General features: G+C 64.1%; 11 protein-coding genes and 1 pseudogene. 4 read left to right on the plus strand and 8 right to left on the minus strand.

Features of this window, described 5'->3' with window-relative positions:
• Positions 1-232 precede the first annotated feature (232 nt).
• Positions 233-1,693 (minus strand): sigma-54 interaction domain-containing protein, encoded by a 1,461-nt coding sequence (locus ACPDIX_RS06585; protein ID WP_423430984.1) that lies wholly within the window; start codon positions 1,691-1,693, stop codon positions 233-235.
• Between the two features lie 727 nt (positions 1,694-2,420).
• Between ACPDIX_RS06585 and ACPDIX_RS06590 the strand changes: the two genes are divergently transcribed.
• Positions 2,421-5,645, plus strand: coding sequence for a metallophosphoesterase (locus ACPDIX_RS06590; protein WP_423430985.1), 3,225 nt, complete (start codon positions 2,421-2,423; stop codon positions 5,643-5,645).
• A gap of 325 nt (positions 5,646-5,970) precedes the next feature.
• Positions 5,971-7,866: a metallophosphoesterase family protein gene (locus ACPDIX_RS06595; RefSeq protein ID WP_423430986.1), complete on the plus strand. Its 1,896-nt coding sequence runs from the start codon at positions 5,971-5,973 to the stop codon at positions 7,864-7,866.
• A 208-nt stretch (positions 7,867-8,074) separates the two neighbouring features.
• Here ACPDIX_RS06595 and ACPDIX_RS06600 read toward each other — a convergent pair whose 3' ends face one another.
• From ACPDIX_RS06600 to ACPDIX_RS06625, 6 genes are read right to left on the minus strand one after another with little or no spacing between them, the layout of a single operon-like run.
• Positions 8,075-9,388: a sulfate adenylyltransferase subunit 1 gene (locus tag ACPDIX_RS06600; protein WP_423430987.1), complete on the minus strand. Its 1,314-nt coding sequence runs from the start codon at positions 9,386-9,388 to the stop codon at positions 8,075-8,077.
• 29 nt (positions 9,389-9,417) lie between these two features.
• The gene (gene cysD / locus ACPDIX_RS06605) at positions 9,418-10,323 is read right to left on the minus strand and encodes a sulfate adenylyltransferase subunit CysD (protein ID WP_423430988.1); all 906 of its coding nucleotides are present in this window, start codon (positions 10,321-10,323) and stop codon (positions 9,418-9,420) included.
• A gap of 54 nt (positions 10,324-10,377) precedes the next feature.
• Positions 10,378-11,034 carry a phosphoadenosine phosphosulfate reductase family protein gene (locus ACPDIX_RS06610; protein ID WP_423430989.1) on the minus strand — a complete coding sequence of 219 codons (657 nt, stop codon included), beginning with the start codon at positions 11,032-11,034 and terminating at the stop codon, positions 10,378-10,380.
• Positions 11,031-12,725, minus strand: a complete 1,695-nt coding sequence (locus ACPDIX_RS06615) for an NADPH-dependent assimilatory sulfite reductase hemoprotein subunit (protein WP_423430990.1) — start codon at positions 12,723-12,725, stop codon at positions 11,031-11,033. Before ACPDIX_RS06615 ends, ACPDIX_RS06610 begins: the two co-directional genes overlap by 4 nt.
• 14 nt (positions 12,726-12,739) lie before the next feature.
• Positions 12,740-13,702, minus strand: coding sequence for a cysteine synthase A (gene cysK / locus ACPDIX_RS06620; protein ID WP_423430991.1), 963 nt, complete (start codon positions 13,700-13,702; stop codon positions 12,740-12,742).
• Positions 13,703-13,741: 39 nt separating this feature from the next.
• Positions 13,742-13,969 carry a DUF2061 domain-containing protein gene (locus ACPDIX_RS06625; protein ID WP_423430992.1) on the minus strand — a complete coding sequence of 76 codons (228 nt, stop codon included), beginning with the start codon at positions 13,967-13,969 and terminating at the stop codon, positions 13,742-13,744.
• Between the two features lie 526 nt (positions 13,970-14,495).
• On the opposite strand from ACPDIX_RS06625, the pseudogene prfB reads away from it, so the two are divergent.
• A pseudogene (gene prfB, locus ACPDIX_RS06630) lies at positions 14,496-15,590 on the plus strand (peptide chain release factor 2); the annotation flags it as partial.
• Positions 15,587-16,423: an indole-3-glycerol phosphate synthase TrpC gene (gene trpC / locus ACPDIX_RS06635; protein ID WP_423430993.1), complete on the plus strand. Its 837-nt coding sequence runs from the start codon at positions 15,587-15,589 to the stop codon at positions 16,421-16,423. The pseudogene prfB and the gene trpC, both read left to right, overlap by 4 nt.
• A gap of 93 nt (positions 16,424-16,516) precedes the next feature.
• Here the strand turns inward: trpC and ACPDIX_RS06640 are convergent, their stop codons facing one another.
• Complete coding sequence (locus tag ACPDIX_RS06640; RefSeq protein ID WP_423430994.1) at positions 16,517-17,665, minus strand: cation:proton antiporter; 1,149 nt, start codon at positions 17,663-17,665, stop codon at positions 16,517-16,519.
• Positions 17,666-17,698 lie beyond the last annotated feature (33 nt).

The raw sequence follows: 17,698 nt of genomic DNA on the forward strand, positions 1-17,698 counted from the left end.
GTGCCCGGCAGGTTCACAAAGAAGTCGGTTCGCTTGGATGGAGAAGCCGGGCGCGGTCGGAGCCCACCCGGTATCCCCGGGCTGGACTGGGGAGGCGTACGTGTACGCGAGGGTCTCGCCGCTGAACCGGCCCGGCCGGGGGACGGCTTGGTCCTGAACCTCCCGACCGGGCAGACCTGCGAGGGGGAACCGGAGGGCGGTCCAAGGCCTGTCGCTGGGGCGTCTTGCGGTTTCATTTCAACGGTGGGTCGGATGATGTCCGGGCGGGGACATGATTTCGGAAGTCCTCCTTGCGCAGACCATGGCGTCGCATTTTCTCGAAAAGCGCGCGAGGAGTGATGCCCGCCCGGCGTGCCGCCTCACCCACACGCCCGCCGGTCTGTCGGAGCAAGGCCGTGAAGTAGGCGCGTTCGATGCGCTCCAGTTCCGTTCGGCGCACCTCCTCCCAAGCCCGATTGCTCCATTCGTCCGTCGGTTCGGTGGTGCCGGTCGGCCGGGCCGACTGGTGCGTGCCTGCGTCGTTGTTCGGATTGTTCCGGATGGCATGAGGGAGGTCGTTGAGCGTGATCTGCGTACCGGAGCAGAGAAGCATGGCGCGCTCGAGAACGTTCATGAGTTCACGAACGTTGCCAGGCCAGTTGTAACGTTGGAGGGCAGCGAGTGCTTCCGGAGTGATCCCGGTGACCGGCCGATTGACACGGGTGCGAAGGTAACGAAGGTGACTCTCAACGAGGGCGGGTATGTCTTCGCGGCGTTCGCGAAGAGGAGGCACTATCAGGGTGATGACGCCCAAGCGGAAGAAGAGGTCCCGGCGGAACCGGCCGGCTTCCACATCGGCGACGAGATCCCGATTGGTGGCCGCCATCACGCGCACGTCCACGGTGATGGTGCGTTCGCTGCCCAGGCGGCGGACGGCATGTTCCTGCAGGACTCGCAGCAACTTCACCTGGAGGTGAAGCGGCATTTCCCCGATCTCGTCCAGAAACAAGGTTCCGCGATGCGCCAGCTCAAAGCTGCCGCGATGGGTCCGAACCGCACCGGTGAAGGCACCCTCCTCGTGGCCGAACAGTTCACTTTCCAGCAATGTTTCGGGTAACGCCGCGCAGTTGACGGCGATCCAAGGTCCGTTCGCCCGCGGGCTGGCTGCGTGAATGGCTCGAGCCAGGTGCTCCTTTCCAACGCCCGTCTCCCCCAGGATCAGAAGGGAGGCATCCGTGGGCACCACACGCCGCACCACGTCCAGGAAGGCCTGCATCGCCGGGCTGATGGATACGAAGTCGTCCAAAGAAGGCATCGGCCGTTGCTGCCGGGCAGCCGCCAGAAAGGCGCGTCGCTTGTCGAGGATCGAGCGCAGGGCTTCGGCAAGATGTTCGTCCGGCAAGCGCGGCGAGAGCACGGCCTCGACCCCGGCGGCAATCAGGCGCGCCGCATCGGGTTCCGGCAGGTCCTCTTCCAAAACCACCATCCATGGGCTTTCAGGCAACAAGCGGAGCGATTGCATGACAGACGAGGCCGGTTGGCGAAGGAACTTCTTCCCGATCAACAACAGGTCACATGCAGCCCTGGCGACGTTTTGAAGGTCCAGGCTTCTGCCCGGCAGGGCTTCCAACTCGACGTCCAGATTCTCACAGAGTCGTTCCAACCTCTCCCGCAGCGGGCCGGAACCTACCTGTACTGCGACCTTGAGTAGCATAGGAACTTGCTTTGCCGATGAGCTGTTTGATCAGGAAATGCCACTTCCGACAGAACCGGTACCCATGGTACCTCTTTTCTCAGGCGCGGCGCAAGCTGAACGGGGACCGGCAACGAGGGATCCTCCGCAGCTTGCTGTCGTTGTGTGGGTTGCGCATGAGGGTCCGTTTCGCGGGGCGAATTGGCATGTCTGTTGCCATCAAGGTTGCAGTGAGGAGCCGCAGTGTGGCGAGGGTGCCACGGTGGTGCGGGTCCGTAACCCAACGACTGAAGACGCATATGGCTCAGACGAATCCTCCGTCCGGACAACCGCCCAAGGGGCCGGCTTCCGGTAAACCGAAGGGTGAACCTTCTTCGAAACCACAGAGTAAACCTTCATCTCCCACCGGGCAGCCGGGTGGGGGACAACCTGGTTCACCGTCAGGGCCCTCCGGACAGCCCCCGAAGCGGTAGTTGACAAGTCTGGAAGTGCGGAGGCGAGCGAGCCCGTTCCCCGCGTTGTGTCGTGGGGAACGGGCTCATTGACACCGGGCGAGGCCGGCTTGTGCTGGGCGGGCCGGGCTGTCCCCGGAGGAGGGGTGGATTCACCCGCGCGAACGGCTGCTGTGGGCGTCGTACCCATTGACGGTGGTGGCTGGGCGTGTGGGGGCGGGTGGGCGAGGTTCGGAGAATCCGCGCGATTCACGGCGGGTGTCATGCGGCGGCGTGTCGGAGTCTTGCTCGGGTGCATGCAGATGGTCGCGTTGACCGCATGGGCGGGCACGCGAACTTTCGCGACCTTCGAGGAAGCGTGTGTCGCCCTGGGGTTTGACCCGTATGCGCCCCAAAGCGTCGCGGTGGTGTTTCTATCCGACGTGCACCTGAATCTTTCGGGCACGTTGTATCCCGTTACGACGAATCTGGATGCACGGATGTTGAGCTTTCTCAACACGCTGCGTCCTGCTCCGTATGCTGTACTCGTCGGGGGAGATGTGTGCGAGGCTCTGGCGCCGATGCCCGGGTGGAGGCCGACGGAGTGGAGCTGGCGTCTGGGTACGAATGAGTTCGTTTTGTGGAAACGGGTGGTTCAGCAGCTGACGAATGTGGGACCGGGTGGCGTCATTTGGGTACCCGGCAACCACGACCAGTTGGATGAGGAAGCGGACGCAGAAACGTTCCGCCGCTGGTTTCCGGAAATGCCGACCCGTCAAGTGGTGGACGTGGGCGGTGCGAGGTTTTTTCTGCTCAATTGCGGGAATTTCGGCGGACGTTCAGTGGCACAGAAGGAATGGCTTCGCCAACAGTGGGTCCAGACCGGTCCTGGACGGGAACGGATTATCGTCATTCACGTGCCGCCGTTTTTGCAGAAGGCCACGTACCGGGGACTGGCCACGGATCTGGAGGAAGTGATAGGTGATTACGCGGGACGCTTGTGGGTGTTGAGCGGCCACGAGCATGCGCATTCCGTTCGAGCGTACGAGGTGGGGCGGGCCAGAGTGGCTCAGATTGTTGTGGGCACGGCAAACCCTCAGGCGACCAACGGCCGATCTTATGACACCGGCTGCCTGGTTCTCTGTTTGAGCAACGGTGTTGCAGGGATGATCTACTGGCACCTGCATGACGGCCGGTTCCGAATCGTGGACTCTCCGAATTGGGACAACCCGGTTCGGTTCCGAACGGCGTTTCAGGATGCAGAGAACCTCATCTTCCGGAGGTTGAAAGCCAGGGGGAAGCCCCCGGAGGTGGTGTCGCTTTCTGCGGAGGATGCCGTGGAGTGGTACGCTTACACGCGGTCCTTGGAATGGCGATTTCCAGAGAGTTGGCTGGGCCGTCGTCCACAAGAGTTTCTGCTGCTGGGGGTCGGGATCTCGCCCGGGGCAACGCTGGAGGTATGGGGTGGGGATGGACAGTGGCGCCGAGTGGATGGGTCGCAGGGAATGGACAACCTGTACAGGTTTCCCTTGCCGGCGGACGCAGGATCTTCAGACGGCGATCTGCGCATCCGTTACACGAGTCCGGGCCAAAACGACTTTATTGGCGGGTGGGCGTTGATGGGGACAGGGCGGGCCGACACCAGCAGCGCGGACGTCGGATGGGATGACCCATGGTTTGTAGTCCGGCCTGGGGAGGGGGTTGCCGTCCCGGTCGCACCGTGGTGGGGCCCATCCGCTTCGTCGGCACCGTGGCGGTTGGTCATGGGCACGCCCGGGGCGTGGATGGAGTCTGAGCTGGGATGGATTCGCTGGCGCGTTCCTGTGGGTGCGCACCGGCCGGGATGGATCCGTTGGATGGCGGGGTCCACCACTTCTTCGGGTGGCGAGGTGTCCGTGGCCCTTACAATGGCGGTGGTTCCTGAGCAAGCTTGGATGGAGTTGCGCCCTGAATCGCAGGTCTGGTCAGTGCAAGACTTCGCCCGTGTGAATGACCCGGCGTGGATGACTCCCGAGGCTTCCGAGAAGGAGTGGCCGAAACTGAAGTCGCCCCTTGGCTACGGCCATTCCGGATTGACCAGCGACCTCCGCCAAGCATGGGGCTTGGCACCGAAGTCGGTTGCAGTTCGCGGATGGTTTCGGTGGGAGGGTCCGGAGCAGTCCGGGGCTGCGCCAACGTTGAAACTGAGCGCGGGATCGCGCTGGCAGCTGTGGGTCAATGGCCAGTCGGTGGGGAGCAGCGATGCGAGCAGCGGCACCAGGCAAAGTGGCCGATTGAGCCAATCCGATTTTGCAGCCAGCGGTGGACCGAATCCTGTGCTTTCATTGCCACTTTCCCAGTTCCGTGCGGGCCGCAACCTGGTGGCTCTCAGGGTCTGGGCTGATGCGGCTGAGACGTCCCCGCGGTATTACTGGCCGTTCGACTCGCCGGCGGAGGACTGGGCGGACGTGATGTCCGGCGAGCGGCTGGCAAAGGGTGGAACGAATTGGGACTCGATTCCGGGCCGATGGGGCCTGGCTGCCACCAACGCCGGCACCTCGGCAGGAATGGAGATGCCGGGATCGGAGTCCTGGACGATCGGCGAAGGATTCACGGTAGGCGGTTGGTTTTCGTATGGCTGGAGGAGTGGGAACGACCCAAGCACGGTAGCCATCGAAAAGCCCGGCGTGTTTGCGCTGTATTACACCGGTACGCGGACGAACCGGTACCGTTTTCGCGTGGGTCAGGCCGAGGTGGAGGCGGCCGTCCCGGGCATCCTACCCGGTCAATGGCGCTTGGTTGTCGGTTGGTTCGACGGCCGTCGCGTGGGGATTCAAGTGGATGACGCAGGTTCCTGGGAAGTTCCGGCGCAAGGGATTCCTTCGGGCTCCCTGCCCATCCGCCTGCTTCGACGTTCCGGCGGCGGAGGCTTTGCAGCGGACGAGGTGTTCGTTTTCGACCGAGTGCTGACATCGATGGAAAGGAGCCGCATTTATCGAGAGGGGGTACAGGCTCTGCTGGGCACTTCCGGCCTGTGGTTTGATGCCGTGGTGGCCGCGGCGAGGGTTGAACGTGCCGCGTTTCGGTCGGTACCCGACCGTGTGGTGGGTTTTGCTGGGCAGAGCCTTTCGTTGGACCTGGGCGTCTGGAGCGAGTGGCCCGCCCGCTTTCAGTGGTTCCGCGAAGGTGTCCTGCAACCTGGTTGGACGAATGCCCAGGCTCATTGGGATCGGCTGACAGGCATGGAATCCGGCCGTTACACGCTTGTTGCCAGCAACGCCGCCGGGTCGGTAACCAGTCCGCCCGTTGCTGTTGTGGTCCTGGAGCCGGTTCGTTTGGAGTATGAGCGCGGCTGGTCTGACGAATTCATTTGGCTGCGCTTCCCGGGGATGGCCCGGCTGCCGGACGCGGTAGTCCCGTCAGCCGTCATCCTGGAGACGTCCAGTGACCTCGTCGAGTGGACAGAGGTGGAGCGCTGGGAAGATGTGCGTGTTCCGAAGAGAATCCCGGTGAAGGTTTCCGGAGACACAGCCCGCTTCTTCCGCATGCGGTTGAAGCTCTGAAGAGCGTGCCGCTCTGTGGGACGCCGAGCGTAGCGAACATGGAGTCTGCAGCATGGGGCGGGACTGGACGCGGCGTTGGAAATGCTTGCACCGGGGAGGTGGACGGGCTTGAAGGTCATTCACATCCGGAGCTTGGGTGTAAATTCGGTGGACCATTTGTGGAGGAAGCATGGCCGCAGTGGTTGTTCAGGAGGAACGTTCCCACAACATGGGCGGCATCTTGCTTGATGCACAGCGCGGCAGATGCGCGGTGAATGGCGGTGAAGGCGGGGGAGAGTCATCAGGCCGCCTGATGTGGGGGATGGTGGCAGGTTTACTGATCTGGGTGCTTCTGTCAGCAGGTCCACTCCACGCGGGTGCCGTGGACCCCGTGTTGGTGCCCGTCGGCGCTTCGTGGAGGTACCGGGTCAATCGTGTGGACAGTCAGGGACCTCCCCCGGGCTGGTGGGGGACCGAGTTCGATGATTCACAGTGGCCGGAGGGGCGCTCGGGATTCGGCACAGGTCTGGGAGACGAAGCGACGGTTCTGGAACGGACCAACGTAGTTTCGGCGTGTTTTCGGACCCGGTTCACGTTGGAGGATCCGACCCAGGTGAGGTGGTTGATCCTGCGGGCGAGCTATCAAAGCGGCTTGGCCGTGTGGGTGAACGGTCAGGAGGTGTATCGGACGGGGCTGAGCCAACCGCCGGAAGTTTGGAACCAGACGGCGCCGTTTTCCTGGCGGTTTTACACGCGAGAGCTGGATCTGAGCGCGTACCGTGGGCTGTTGAACACGGGCATGAACGTCCTGGCCGTTCAGGTGCAGAGTCATACCTCCCAGGTGGCCGCATTGTTCTGGTCAGGCGAGCTGCGAGCCAACCTGACGCGGGGCCCGCTCATTCAACGTTTGGAGTCTCGCCGGGCATGGATCGCCTTTCGCACCCCGTCGCCCGTGGCCGTGCGAGTTCGACACGGCCCTGCGGACCGGGGGATGTCTTTTGCGTCGTCCTCAGCTGGTGAAGGGACGAACCACCTGATCGAACTTGACGGGCTGCAGCCGGGCAGGGAGTGGACCTACCAGGTGGAAGTGGGGACCGAGACCGGTTGGTTGGCCACGCCTCCGGAAACGTTTCGAACGCCTCTTGAGAACGGTCCCCTGCGGTTTGTTGTGATTGGCGACAGCGGGTCGGGGACACTACCCCAGCTTCAGGTCGTTTCCTGTCTGTCCACAGCGGCAATGGATTTGATCCTTCACACCGGGGACCTTGTGTATCCGGAATTGACGCGGGAACTGGTGGATCTGCGGTGCTTCAGCGTGTTTGGGCCTCTGCTACGGCGCGTGCCACTTTATCCGACGATGGGCAACCATGACGTGTACAACACCCTCTACCGGGCCCCTCCCGGTACTCCCTACCTGGAGACGTTTGCCATGTTGACCAATTCCCTGACCGGCACGGCTCACTTCTACTCCTTCGACCGGGGAGACGCCCACTTCGTCAGTCTGTTTGTTCCCGGGCTTCTACCCTATCCGGAACTGCAGGCCTACGCGTTGGGCGCTGACAGCCTGCAGCTGCAATGGCTCGAACAAGACCTGGCCAGGACAGACCGGCCGTGGAGAATTGTTTTCATGCACAGCCCGATGTTCACGTCGGGTGGCAGGCGATACGACGATCTCAACACGAACGGAGTGCCCGACCGCGTGGAATTGCAGACCTGGCTGCTGCCGGTGTTGCAGCGGTACGGAGTGCAGGTGGCTTTCTTCGGCCATGACCATGTCTATGAGCGGTTTCGTCCTGTCGGTTCCCTGTTCATGTGGACCACAGGCGGTGGCGGATACACGCTTTACTCCCTGACCGAGAGAGATCCCCTCAGTGAGCGGTTTGAGACTCGGTTTCACCATCTGGAGTGCGAGTTGTCACGGGATCGGCTGCGAGTGGTTGCGCGGGACCGTTGGGGTGTCGTGTTCGATGAGGCCGAGGTGCCGAGGGTTTTGGCGCCCCGGTTGCAGGCCACCGTGAGCCGCCTGCAACCGGGTGGGGACTGGCGGCTGCGATTGCGTTGGAACAGTGCCCCGGGTGAGCGCTATCGGGTCGAACGCTCGGCCTCGGCGTTGGGAGTTTTTGAAGCAGATGCAGAAATTGTCGCCCGGGACTTTTGGGTGGAGTGGGAGTGTTCCATCGCCGTCGCGCCGGCGCTGGGGCCTGCGGGGGCCAGTTTTTACCGCGTCGTCTGGCTTCGATGAGGTTGGTTTCGGGCTGGTGGGGCTGGCGCGTTTGTCGCTGGATGGGCGGCATGAAGAACGGGCCCTCGGCCCCTTCGCAGTCGTCAGCGCAGCAAAGGTTTCAACTGCAGAGCCCGCCTCGACTCGTGGGAGAACTGCCCCCGGTGAGGGGAGGAAAGGCAGAACGTGGATGGCCACCAGTGGCACGCCGATCCCTCCACGGCGGGACTCAGATGACGAAATCTGTGTACTCGAGTTTGGCCGGTTCGAGCGGGGGGCGGAGCATGCCGGCGGCCACGGTGGCGTTGGTGCCGGGCTCGATGAGGATGAACGAACCGGTCATGCGGTTGGTGTGATAGCCGTCGTAGATGAGGGGCCGGGAGGTGCGGATCCGGACTTCGCCGATGTCGTTGAGCTGAAGTTCGGCCGGCGCGGGCTGGGGTTCGAAGGTGGCGATGTCCAGGCGGTGCTCGATGGAACTGACAACGGCTTGAACGGTCTGGGTGGTGTGTTTCAGGAGGAACTTGCGTCCCGGCACGAGTGGTTTGGTGTGCATCCAGCAGATGCGGGCGAGCACGTCCGTGTTCATACCCGGGAGTTGATCGGGATCCACGATCATGTCGCCGCGGCTGATGTCCAAGTCGTGTTCAAGGACCAGCGTGATGCTCTGTGGGCAGAAGGCTTCGGGTTCGATGCCCTCGGGTGTCCAGATCTCGCGTACGGTGGTCTTCCAGCCGGAGGGCAGGACGAGCACCTGTTGGCCGACCCGGACGATTCCGCCGGCCAGTTGACCGCTGAAACCGCGGAAGTCGTGGAGTTTGGGGTCGGTGGGCCGGTGCGGCCGGTTGATCCACTGCACGGGGAAGCGCAGCTGGGTGAGGTTCCAATCGCTGGCGATGTGGACGGTTTCCAGATGCCGGAGCAGTGTGGGGCCTTCGTACCAGGGTGTGTTCCGGGACGGGTCCACCACATTGTCGCCGTGCAGGGCGCTGATGGGGATGAACTTGACGTCCCGGAAGGCGTCGAGCTTGGGGAGGAACGCCTCGATTTCGGCGCGGATTTCGAGGAAGCGCGCCTCGCTCCAGTCCACCAGATCCATCTTGTTGACGGCAAAAACGATGTGCGGAATGCCGAGCAGGGCGGCGATGCAGGCGTGCCGGCGGGTTTGTTCGGTGACGCCCTGGCGGGCGTCCACCAGCACGACCGAGAGGTTGGCTGTGGAGGCGCCGGTGACCATGTTGCGGGTGTACTGGACGTGGCCGGGGGTGTCGGCGACGATGAACCGGCGGCGCGGGGTGGCGAAGTATCGGTAGGCCACGTCAATGGTGATGCCCTGTTCGCGCTCGGCGCGCAGGCCGTCGGTGATGTTGGCCAGGTTGATCTGCCCGCCGCCGGTCAGGTCGGCTGACCGCTGGAGCGCCTCCAGCTGGTCTTCCATCAGGCTTTTGGAATCGTACAGCAGGCGGCCGATGAGGGTGGACTTGCCGTCGTCCACGCTGCCGCAGGTGTTGAACCGCAGGATTTCAATGGAAGGGGTGGTCATGGGTGTGCAAGGTCCGACGGTAAGCGGGATCAGAAATAGCCGAGCCGTTTGCGGTCTTCCATGGCGGCTTCGCCGGTGCGGTCGTCGGCACGGGCGCCGCGCTCGGTGACCCGGGCTGCAGCCACCTCGGCAATGATGTCGTCAATGCTGTCGGCGGGGCTTTCGATCATGCCGGTGCTGATGATGTCGCCGATGGTGCGGACGCGGACGCGCAGTTCCCGGACCTCCTCGCCGGGTCGGGGCGGGAGGATGTCGTTGACGGCCAGCCATTGTCCCTGGCGCCGGACGCAAAGCCGGTTGTGACTGAAGTAGATACTGGGCACTTCGAGCTTCTCCTTGCGGATGTACTCCCAGACGTCCAGCTCCGTCCAGTTGGACAGGGGGAAGACGCGCATGTGCTCCCCGGGATTGACGCGTGTGTTGTAGAGGTTCCAGACCTCGGGCCGCTGGTTGCGCGGATCCCACTGGCCGAAGGCGTCGCGGAAACTGAAGAAGCGTTCCTTGGCACGCGCCTTTTCCTCGTCGCGCCGGGCGCCGCCCACGCAGGCGTCGAATTGGAATTCCTCGATGGCGGCCAGGAGGGTGGGAATTTGCAGGCGGTTGCGACTGATCTCGCCGGGGGCGGGTGTGGCGATGCCCCTGGCGATGGCGTCCTCGACCTTGCGCACGATGAGGCGTGCGCCCAGTTCGCGTGCCCGGCGGTCGCGAAACTCGTTGAGCTCGGGGAAGTGATGGCCGGTGTCGATGTTCAGCAGCGGCATGGGGATCGGCGAGGGGCGGAACGCCTTTTCCGCCAACCGGAGCAGGCAGATCGAGTCCTTGCCGCCGGAAAACAGGATGCACGGCCGTTCGAATTCGGCCGCGACCTCGCGCAGCACGTGGATGGCTTCGCTTTCCAGGTACTGGAGATGATCCAGTTGATAGGAGCTTCTCATGCGGATGAACGGAAACGGAGCATGCCCGGGAACCGCCCGCGGGGTGGCCGGCGCTCAGGGGCGCAGGACCTGGGTCACCCAGCGGGCGTGCAGGCCGCACTCGCGTTTTTCATCGGCCTTGGCCGGGTCGAAGTAGTCCCATTCGTTGGGAAGGTTGTGTTGTTGGAGATAGGCCTCCATGTCGGCGTCGGTCCAGTGAAAGACCGGGCTGACCTTGAGGACCTGAAAGTTTTCGTCCCACAGGACGACGTCGAGGGTGGCGCGGTGGGGGTTCTGGACCTTGCGCAGCGCGGTCAGCCAGACTTTGGGGGCCAGTTCGCGCATGCCGCGCTGGAACGGTTCCAGTTTCATGATGGCGCTGAACCGGCGGAGTCCCTCCTCGTCGTCCGGGCGCGGCGGCGGGCCGTGCACGGCTTCGTAATGTGCCACGGACATCCGGGGATGGTAGATCTTCAAATTGAGCCCGAGCTGCTGCCGCAATTGCTCGGCATGGCGGTAGGTCGCCGGCCGGTTGTAGCCGTGATCCACCCAGAGCACGGGGATGTCGGGCTGTTCCTGCACGCACAGGTGCAACAGGACGGCCTCGTAAGGGCGGAAGTTGGTGGAGACGACGGCGCGTCCCCCGGCCTGGCTGATGGCCCAACGGACGATGTCCCGGGGATGGCGCTCCCGGAGTTCGGCGTTCCACTGCTGCAGGGTCTCGGTGTTCATGCGAGGGCAGGGACGGTCTGGATTTCCGGCCAGAGCACGCGCACGGCCCAGTCACCGAATCGTTCCCCGGTTGTACGTTCCCGGGCGTATCGCTCCAAAAGGGCCCGAAGCTCTCCCTCCAGTTCGGGCTCCTTGACGGTATCCTTCCACAACCGGTTGAGCCGGGTGCCGGCCACGTCGCCACCCACCCACAACTGGTAACGACCGGGTGCCTTCCCGACCAGGCCGATCTCGGCCATGTACGGCCGGGCGCAACCGTTGGGGCAACCGGTGATGCGCACGATGATCTCCTGATCCTGCAGGCCGAGTTCGGCGGCGATGCGCTCGAGCCGGTCGAGCACACTTGGCAGGAGCCGTTCGGACTCGGCCAGCGCCAGGCCGCAGGTGGGCAGGGCCGGGCAGGAGAGTGCGGCGGCGCGGATGACGGTGGTTTGCCGGTCGGTGCGGACGCCGTGTTCGCGCAGGAGCGAATCAATTGCGTTGCGGGCCGGCTCGGGGACGTTCGCCAGGATGACGTTCTGGTTCGGGGTGAGCCGGAACTCGAGGTCCGGCCAGCGATCGGCGATCTGGCGCAGTGCGGTCTTGAGCCGCAGTTGCGGGGTGTCCTTGACCCGGCCGGACTCCACGAACACGGTGAAGAACCAGCGCCCGTCCACCTGCCGGTGCCAGCCCAACAGATCGCCGGTCGTGGTGAAGTGGAAGGGGCGGGCCGGTTCCAGTGCGAATCCCGCGCGTTTCTCGACCTCGGCCCGCGTCCAGTCCACGCCGCGCTCCGCCACCACGTACTTCAGCCGGGCGTGCTTGCGGTTGGTCCGATCGCCAAAGTCGCGGTGGATGGTCAACACGGCCCTGGCCACGTCGATGACCTTCTCGCGCGGGAGAAAGCCGAGGACATCGGCCAGGCGCGGGTAGGTTTGCGCGTTGCCGTGACTCCGGCCCATGCCGCCGCCGACGGCCAGGTTGTAACCCACCAGACGACCGCCTTCCACGATGGCAATGAAGCCCAGGTCGTTGGTGAGGATGTCGATGTCGTTGACGGGCGGGATGACAAAGGCCGTCTTGAATTTCCTGGGGAGGTATCCCTTGCCGTACAAGGGGTCCTCGAAGTCGCGGTGGGCCGGATCCTCCAGCTGGAGTTGGACACCTTCGATCCAGATGGCGTGGTAGGCCGGCGTACGCGGCTTGAGCGCCTCGGCCACGCGTTTGCAGTCATCGAACACCTCGGCCCGGGCCGGTGTGTAGGCCGGCGTGGGCGGGGCCATGACATTGCGGTTGACGTCGCCGCAGGCCGCCAGGGTGGAGAGCAGGCACTCGTTGATGCCGTGGATCAGGGGGCGCAAACCCGGCTTGAGCACGCCGTGGAATTGGATGCTCTGCCGCGTGGTGATGCGGAGCGTGTTGTTGCCGTGGCGGGTCGAAAGCTCGTCGAACACGGCCCATTGGCGGGCGGTCATCACGCCGCCGGGGATCCGCCCCCGCACCATGAAGATCCATTTCTTGCCGGTCTTGCGCAGGTCGCGGTCGTCCTGCTGATAGACGCCGTGGAACTTGAGGAACTCGTAGTCGTCGTCGGTGAAATGGTCGGTCGAAGGGTCGGCCCACGTGGCGAAGATGTTGCCCGCCAGCGTGGGGCAGCCGGTCTTCAGGGCTTCGTTGCGCGTCAGGCCGTTCTCGGTTTTTGTCGCATTCATCGTACGGGCTGTCGTCATGCCTGCACCTGGCGGCGGGCTTCGTCCGCCAGGGGCGTGCTGAGATAGCGTTCACCCGTGCTGGGCGCCACGGTCACGATCAGTTTCCCCTTGTTTTCGGGCCGTTTGGCCACCTGCAGGGCCGCCCAGACATTGGCCCCGCTGGAGATGCCGGCCAAAATGCCCTCCTCCAAGGCCAGCCGGCGCGCCATGGCGAAGGCGTCCTCGTTGCTGACCGTGATGACCTCGTCAAGGATCTGCAGGTTCAGGACCTTGGGGACGAATCCGGCGCCGGTGCCCTGGATCTTGTGCGGGCCGGGCTTGATCGGTTCGCCCCGCAGGGTCTGTGTGATGACGGGTGAATCCTTGGGCTCGACGGCGATGACCTTGAAATCCTTTTTGCGGGATTTGATGACCTCGCCCACCCCGGTGATGGTGCCGCCGGTTCCCACGGCCGCCACGAAGATGTCAATCTTGCCGTTCGTGTCGGCCCAGATCTCCTCGGCCGTCGTGCGCCGGTGGATCTCCGGGTTGGCCGGGTTTTCAAACTGCTGGGGGATCCAGGAGGGTTGAATGTCCCGATGCAGCTCCTCGGCCTTGCGAATGGCGCCGCGCATCCCTTCGGGCCCCGGAGTCAGCACCAGTTTGGCGCCCAGCATGGCCAGCAGGGTGCGGCGCTCCAGGCTCATGGTTTCGGGCATGGTCAGGATGAGCTTGTAGCCGCGTGCAGCCGCCACGAAGGCAAGCGCAATGCCCGTGTTCCCCGATGTGGGCTCGATGATCGTCGTTTCCGGGGTGAGGATCCCGTCCCGCTCCGCCGCTGCGATCATTGAATAGCCGATCCGGTCCTTCACGCTGCTGAGCGGGTTGAAGAACTCGCACTTGACGGCGATGGTGGCGTCCAGGCCGGCGGTGATGCGGTTGAGTTTGACCAGCGGCGTGCGGCCCACCGTGCTGACAATGTCGGGATGCAAGGGCATCGTTGCTACCTCCGTTCTGTGATGTTGTTGTCCTGCGGCTCAAATGCTGTAGTCCTCCTGCGCCTTCACGCGCCCGAAGGAGATCCGATTCCAAATTCGCTCATGCAAATAGTAAAGCATGATTTTCGTGAACAACTCGATCAGCCCGATCGAGACGGCCATTTTGATTTTTCCGGTGACCAGAAACGACACGAAGATCGTGTCCAGCGTACCGGTGATCCGCCACGAGACGGCCTTGACCAGGCTGCGATACGGTTTTTCGACCACGGCGCCTCCCTTTCATCTTCCCGGTTGCTCAGCCAGTCCGCATGCGCAGTGGCAGCCTGACGGCCCCGTGCCCGGCCCGTGGTCTGTGCTTGCAAACCGTGGCCCGACCGGCGGCTCGGGCAATCGGGTTCCGTTCCCGGATGGTGATTTTCCGCACCCTTGCGGGACGGCCCTGTGACGGTCGTGGCTGCTGTCCACCCGCACATGACACCGCCACATTAGACAAAAAAGTCACTTTGTCAATAGACTTTGTGTATTTTTTGTTCGTGCGTGCCGGTAAGTATGCAAGTTGCTGATTGTCGGTGATGCGCGATTCGATGGGCCGGGAAGGGCTGGGTATGCGTCCAGCTTGACGGGGTGGATTGCATCAACGGAAGGGCTCGCCGGAGAAGCGAGACCTTGTATGGCGGGCTGGTGTGGAGGCGCTCCACCGTTGCGGGCCGCAGCGGAGGGGCTATCCTGATTTGCATGTTTGAGACGATTGAGACCCAACTGGCTGCGGCGGCTGACAAGCTGAACTACCTGCGGAGGTTTCTTTGACGTGCCCGGTGCGCAGCGTCGTCTGGGGGAGATCGAGGCCCAAATGGCGGGGGAGAACTTCTGGGCCAACCGGGAGCAGGCGCAGAAGCTCATCGAGGAGGCCAACCGCCTGCGTTCGCGCGTGGAGCCGCTGCTGAAGGCGGAGAAGCAGTTGGAAGACCTGCGCGTGATGGTGGAACTGGGCAAGGCGGAACCGCCCTCGACCCAGCCTGCCCTGTTGGAGGATCTGGCCGCGGACACCGACCGGTTTCTGAAGGAGCTGGAGCGGCTGGAGTTGAAGGTTTTGTTGAACGGGCCGCACGACCACCGCAACTGCATCATGAGCATCAACGCGGGTGCCGGCGGCACGGAGTCGTGCGACTGGGCGGCCATGTTGTTGCGGATGTACCAGCGTTGGGCCGAATCGCGCGGGTGGGAGGTGGAGATCGAGGACATCCTCCCGGGCGAAGCGGCGGGGATCAAACACGCCACGCTGACCATCCGCGGCGAAAACGCCTACGGCTTTTGCAAGGCCGAGCGCGGGGTGCACCGGCTGGTGCGGATCTCACCGTTCGATGCCAACAAGCGGCGGCACACGAGCTTTGCCAGTGTGGACGTGATCGCCGAGATCGAGGATCCCGGCGAGATCGAGATCAACCCCGCGGATCTGAAGATTGACTTCTACCGTTCCGGCGGAAAGGGCGGTCAGAACGTCAACAAGGTGGAGACGGCGGTCCGCATTACGCACATTCCCACCGGGATCGTGGTGGCGTCGCAGAGTCAACGCTCGCAGCATCAGAATCGTGCCACGGCCATGAAGCTTTTGATTTCGAAGCTGATGGCGTGGCGCGAGGACCAGCAGCGAGCCGAGATGGAGCGTTTCTACGGCGAGAAGGGCAGCATCAGTTGGGGCAACCAGATCCGCAGCTACGTTCTGCAACCGTATCGCATGGTGAAGGACCTGAGGACGGGCGTGCAGACGGGCGACACCGACGCGGTGCTGGACGGGGACCTGGACATGTTCGTGAATGCCTGGCTCCGGGCGGGTTGTCCCACCAAGCGGCAGCAGGGCGTCAGGGACGAGGAGGAGGTGGAGGCATGACCGCGCCGGCCGGGGCGGGTGACATCCTGGAGAGGATCGTGGCGCACAAGCGCGGGGAGATTGAGCGTCTGGGCCCGCGGGAGGTGAGCGTTGAGGAGCTGCGGGCCGCGGTGGATCGGCATGGGCCGCGGCGGGATTTCGCGGGTGCCTTGCGACGGGCCGCGGGCACGGAACCGGCCCTCATTGCGGAGGTGAAGAAGGCATCACCCTCGGCTGGGGTGATCCGGCCGGATTTCGACCCGGTCGGCATTGCGCGAACGTACGAGGCGGCGGGCGCCGCCTGCCTGTCGGTGCTGACGGACGAGGCGTTTTTTCAAGGGTCGCTGGATCACCTGCGGCGGATCCGTGCGGCGGTGGCGCTGCCGCTGCTGCGGAAGGATTTCATTCTGGACGAGCGCCAGCTGGTGGAATCGGTGGCGGCTGGGGCCGATGCGGTGCTGTTGATCGTGGCCATTCTTTCCCAGGAGCGGCTGCAGAGGTTGCACGACCTGGCCGCCGGGGCGGGTCTGGCCGTACTGGTGGAGGTGCACGACGAAGCGGAGTTGGAACGGGCTCTGGCTGTGGGGGCGGACCTCATCGGCGTGAATAACCGCGACCTGCGGACGTTCCGGGTGGACCTGTCCACCACGGAACGGGTGGCGCGTCGGCTGGCCGACTGGTCTGCCCGCACCGGGCGGCGACCGTTGCTGGTGGCCGAGAGCGGCATTCACACGCGCGCGGACGTGTGCAGGGTGCGGGCTGCCGGTGCGGATGCGATTTTGGTGGGGGAAAGCCTCATGCGCAGCGCGGACCTGGCCGCCCAGATTCGCCACCTGCTGGGTTCGGCAACCTGAAACAGGCTGGCCGGTACAGGCTTGCCGGGGCGGACAAGTCTCCGGTTGGGGTTCGATTTCCCTTGGTGCCGGTTGTGCCTGTTCGGGCGCTCTTCAGGGTTGCGGGGCCGTTTGTCCGGTCGCAACTGTGTGGTTGTTCCCACCCGACGGCAGGAGGGCCACGGACGCGATGCTCATGAAAAGGCCCGTCAGGAGGAGCCAGGCCACGATTCGCGGCTCTCCTGACGCATCCAACATGGCCTTGGCAGCCAGCGCCACGATGGTGAGGTTGGGACAGAAGAGTAGGAACACGCGGGCATCCCCGTCCCATCGGAACGCGTGGCGATGCAAGAAGGCGCGCAGGGCCAGCAGGGCCCCCGTGGTGCCGAGCGCCCAGAGCGCGGTGCGATCGAGTAACCACGACCACTGGAGATTCAAGCCCAGGGCCACGAAGAACACCGGGATCAGGAACCGGCGGCTGATCGGCGCGATACACTCCTCGATGGTGAGGCCGTGGTGTTGGACGCGGCTCATGGCCAGTCCGAGGAAGAACGCGGTTTTGGCCGCGTCGAGTCCGAGGCGTTCACCCAGGGCACAGACCACCAACACCAGCAGCACCAACCAGTGGATGCGCCAGTGTGTGGTGTGCTCCAGGACGGTTTGGAACAGTCGGTTCAGGTGCAGGGCGAAACGTGCAAGGAGCAGCACGGTGGCAACGATCCCGGCCATTTTGGCCAGGACCATCCAGGTCAGACCCGTCCGCAGGATGGTGGAACCCAGCGCCAGAAAAACGACCGCCACCACCTCCAGGGCCACCATGCCGTGCAGGACAAACACCTTTCGATCACCGGACAGGCCGGGGTAGCTTTTCCACGCCGCGTGTGCCAGGCCGACGGAACAGGCGGTCAAGGCCGTGGCCGCCAGCAGGGCCTGGGTGGTGTCCATCCCCATCCACAGGGCCGCGGCCACGAGCGGCGGAAACTGGACGAGTGCCCATCCCAACGCGTGGAGCAGCGGGCGCAGGAACTCGCGCGGGGGCGGCAGGTCAATTTCCAGCCCCACTTCGAACAGCAACAGGAGGAACCCCACCTGACCGGCCTGCTCGAGCAGGGTGCGAATCTGGGGGTTGGCAAACGGGCTGAGCAGCAGGCCGAAGACAATGAACGCGGGAAAGACCAGGGCGGGCCGACCCAGTTTCGAGCAGAAATCAGGGAGGGCCATGAACAACAGCAACAGACAGATGATGAGCTCGATGTTGTTCACGAGTCGTTCCGCACCTCGTGTCAGGGCCGCGCA

Source organism: Limisphaera sp. 4302-co, assembly GCF_049537155.1.
GTDB lineage: Bacteria > Verrucomicrobiota > Verrucomicrobiia > Limisphaerales > Limisphaeraceae > Limisphaera.

Bases quoted from the DNA above. Each gene is read 5' to 3' on its own strand.
- cysD (WP_423430988.1), bottom strand. From the start codon at position 10,323: ATGAGAAGCTCCTATCAACTGGATCATCTCCAGTACCTGGAAAGCGAA.
- ACPDIX_RS06585 (WP_423430984.1), bottom strand. From the start codon at position 1,693: ATGCTACTCAAGGTCGCAGTACAGGTAGGTTCCGGCCCGCTGCGGGAG.
- cysK (WP_423430991.1), bottom strand. From the start codon at position 13,702: ATGCCCTTGCATCCCGACATTGTCAGCACGGTGGGCCGCACGCCGCTG.
- ACPDIX_RS06590 (WP_423430985.1), top strand. From the start codon at position 2,421: ATGCAGATGGTCGCGTTGACCGCATGGGCGGGCACGCGAACTTTCGCG.
- ACPDIX_RS06615 (WP_423430990.1), bottom strand. From the start codon at position 12,725: ATGAATGCGACAAAAACCGAGAACGGCCTGACGCGCAACGAAGCCCTG.
- ACPDIX_RS06610 (WP_423430989.1), bottom strand. From the start codon at position 11,034: ATGAACACCGAGACCCTGCAGCAGTGGAACGCCGAACTCCGGGAGCGC.
- trpC (WP_423430993.1), top strand. From the start codon at position 15,587: ATGACCGCGCCGGCCGGGGCGGGTGACATCCTGGAGAGGATCGTGGCG.
- ACPDIX_RS06600 (WP_423430987.1), bottom strand. From the start codon at position 9,388: ATGACCACCCCTTCCATTGAAATCCTGCGGTTCAACACCTGCGGCAGC.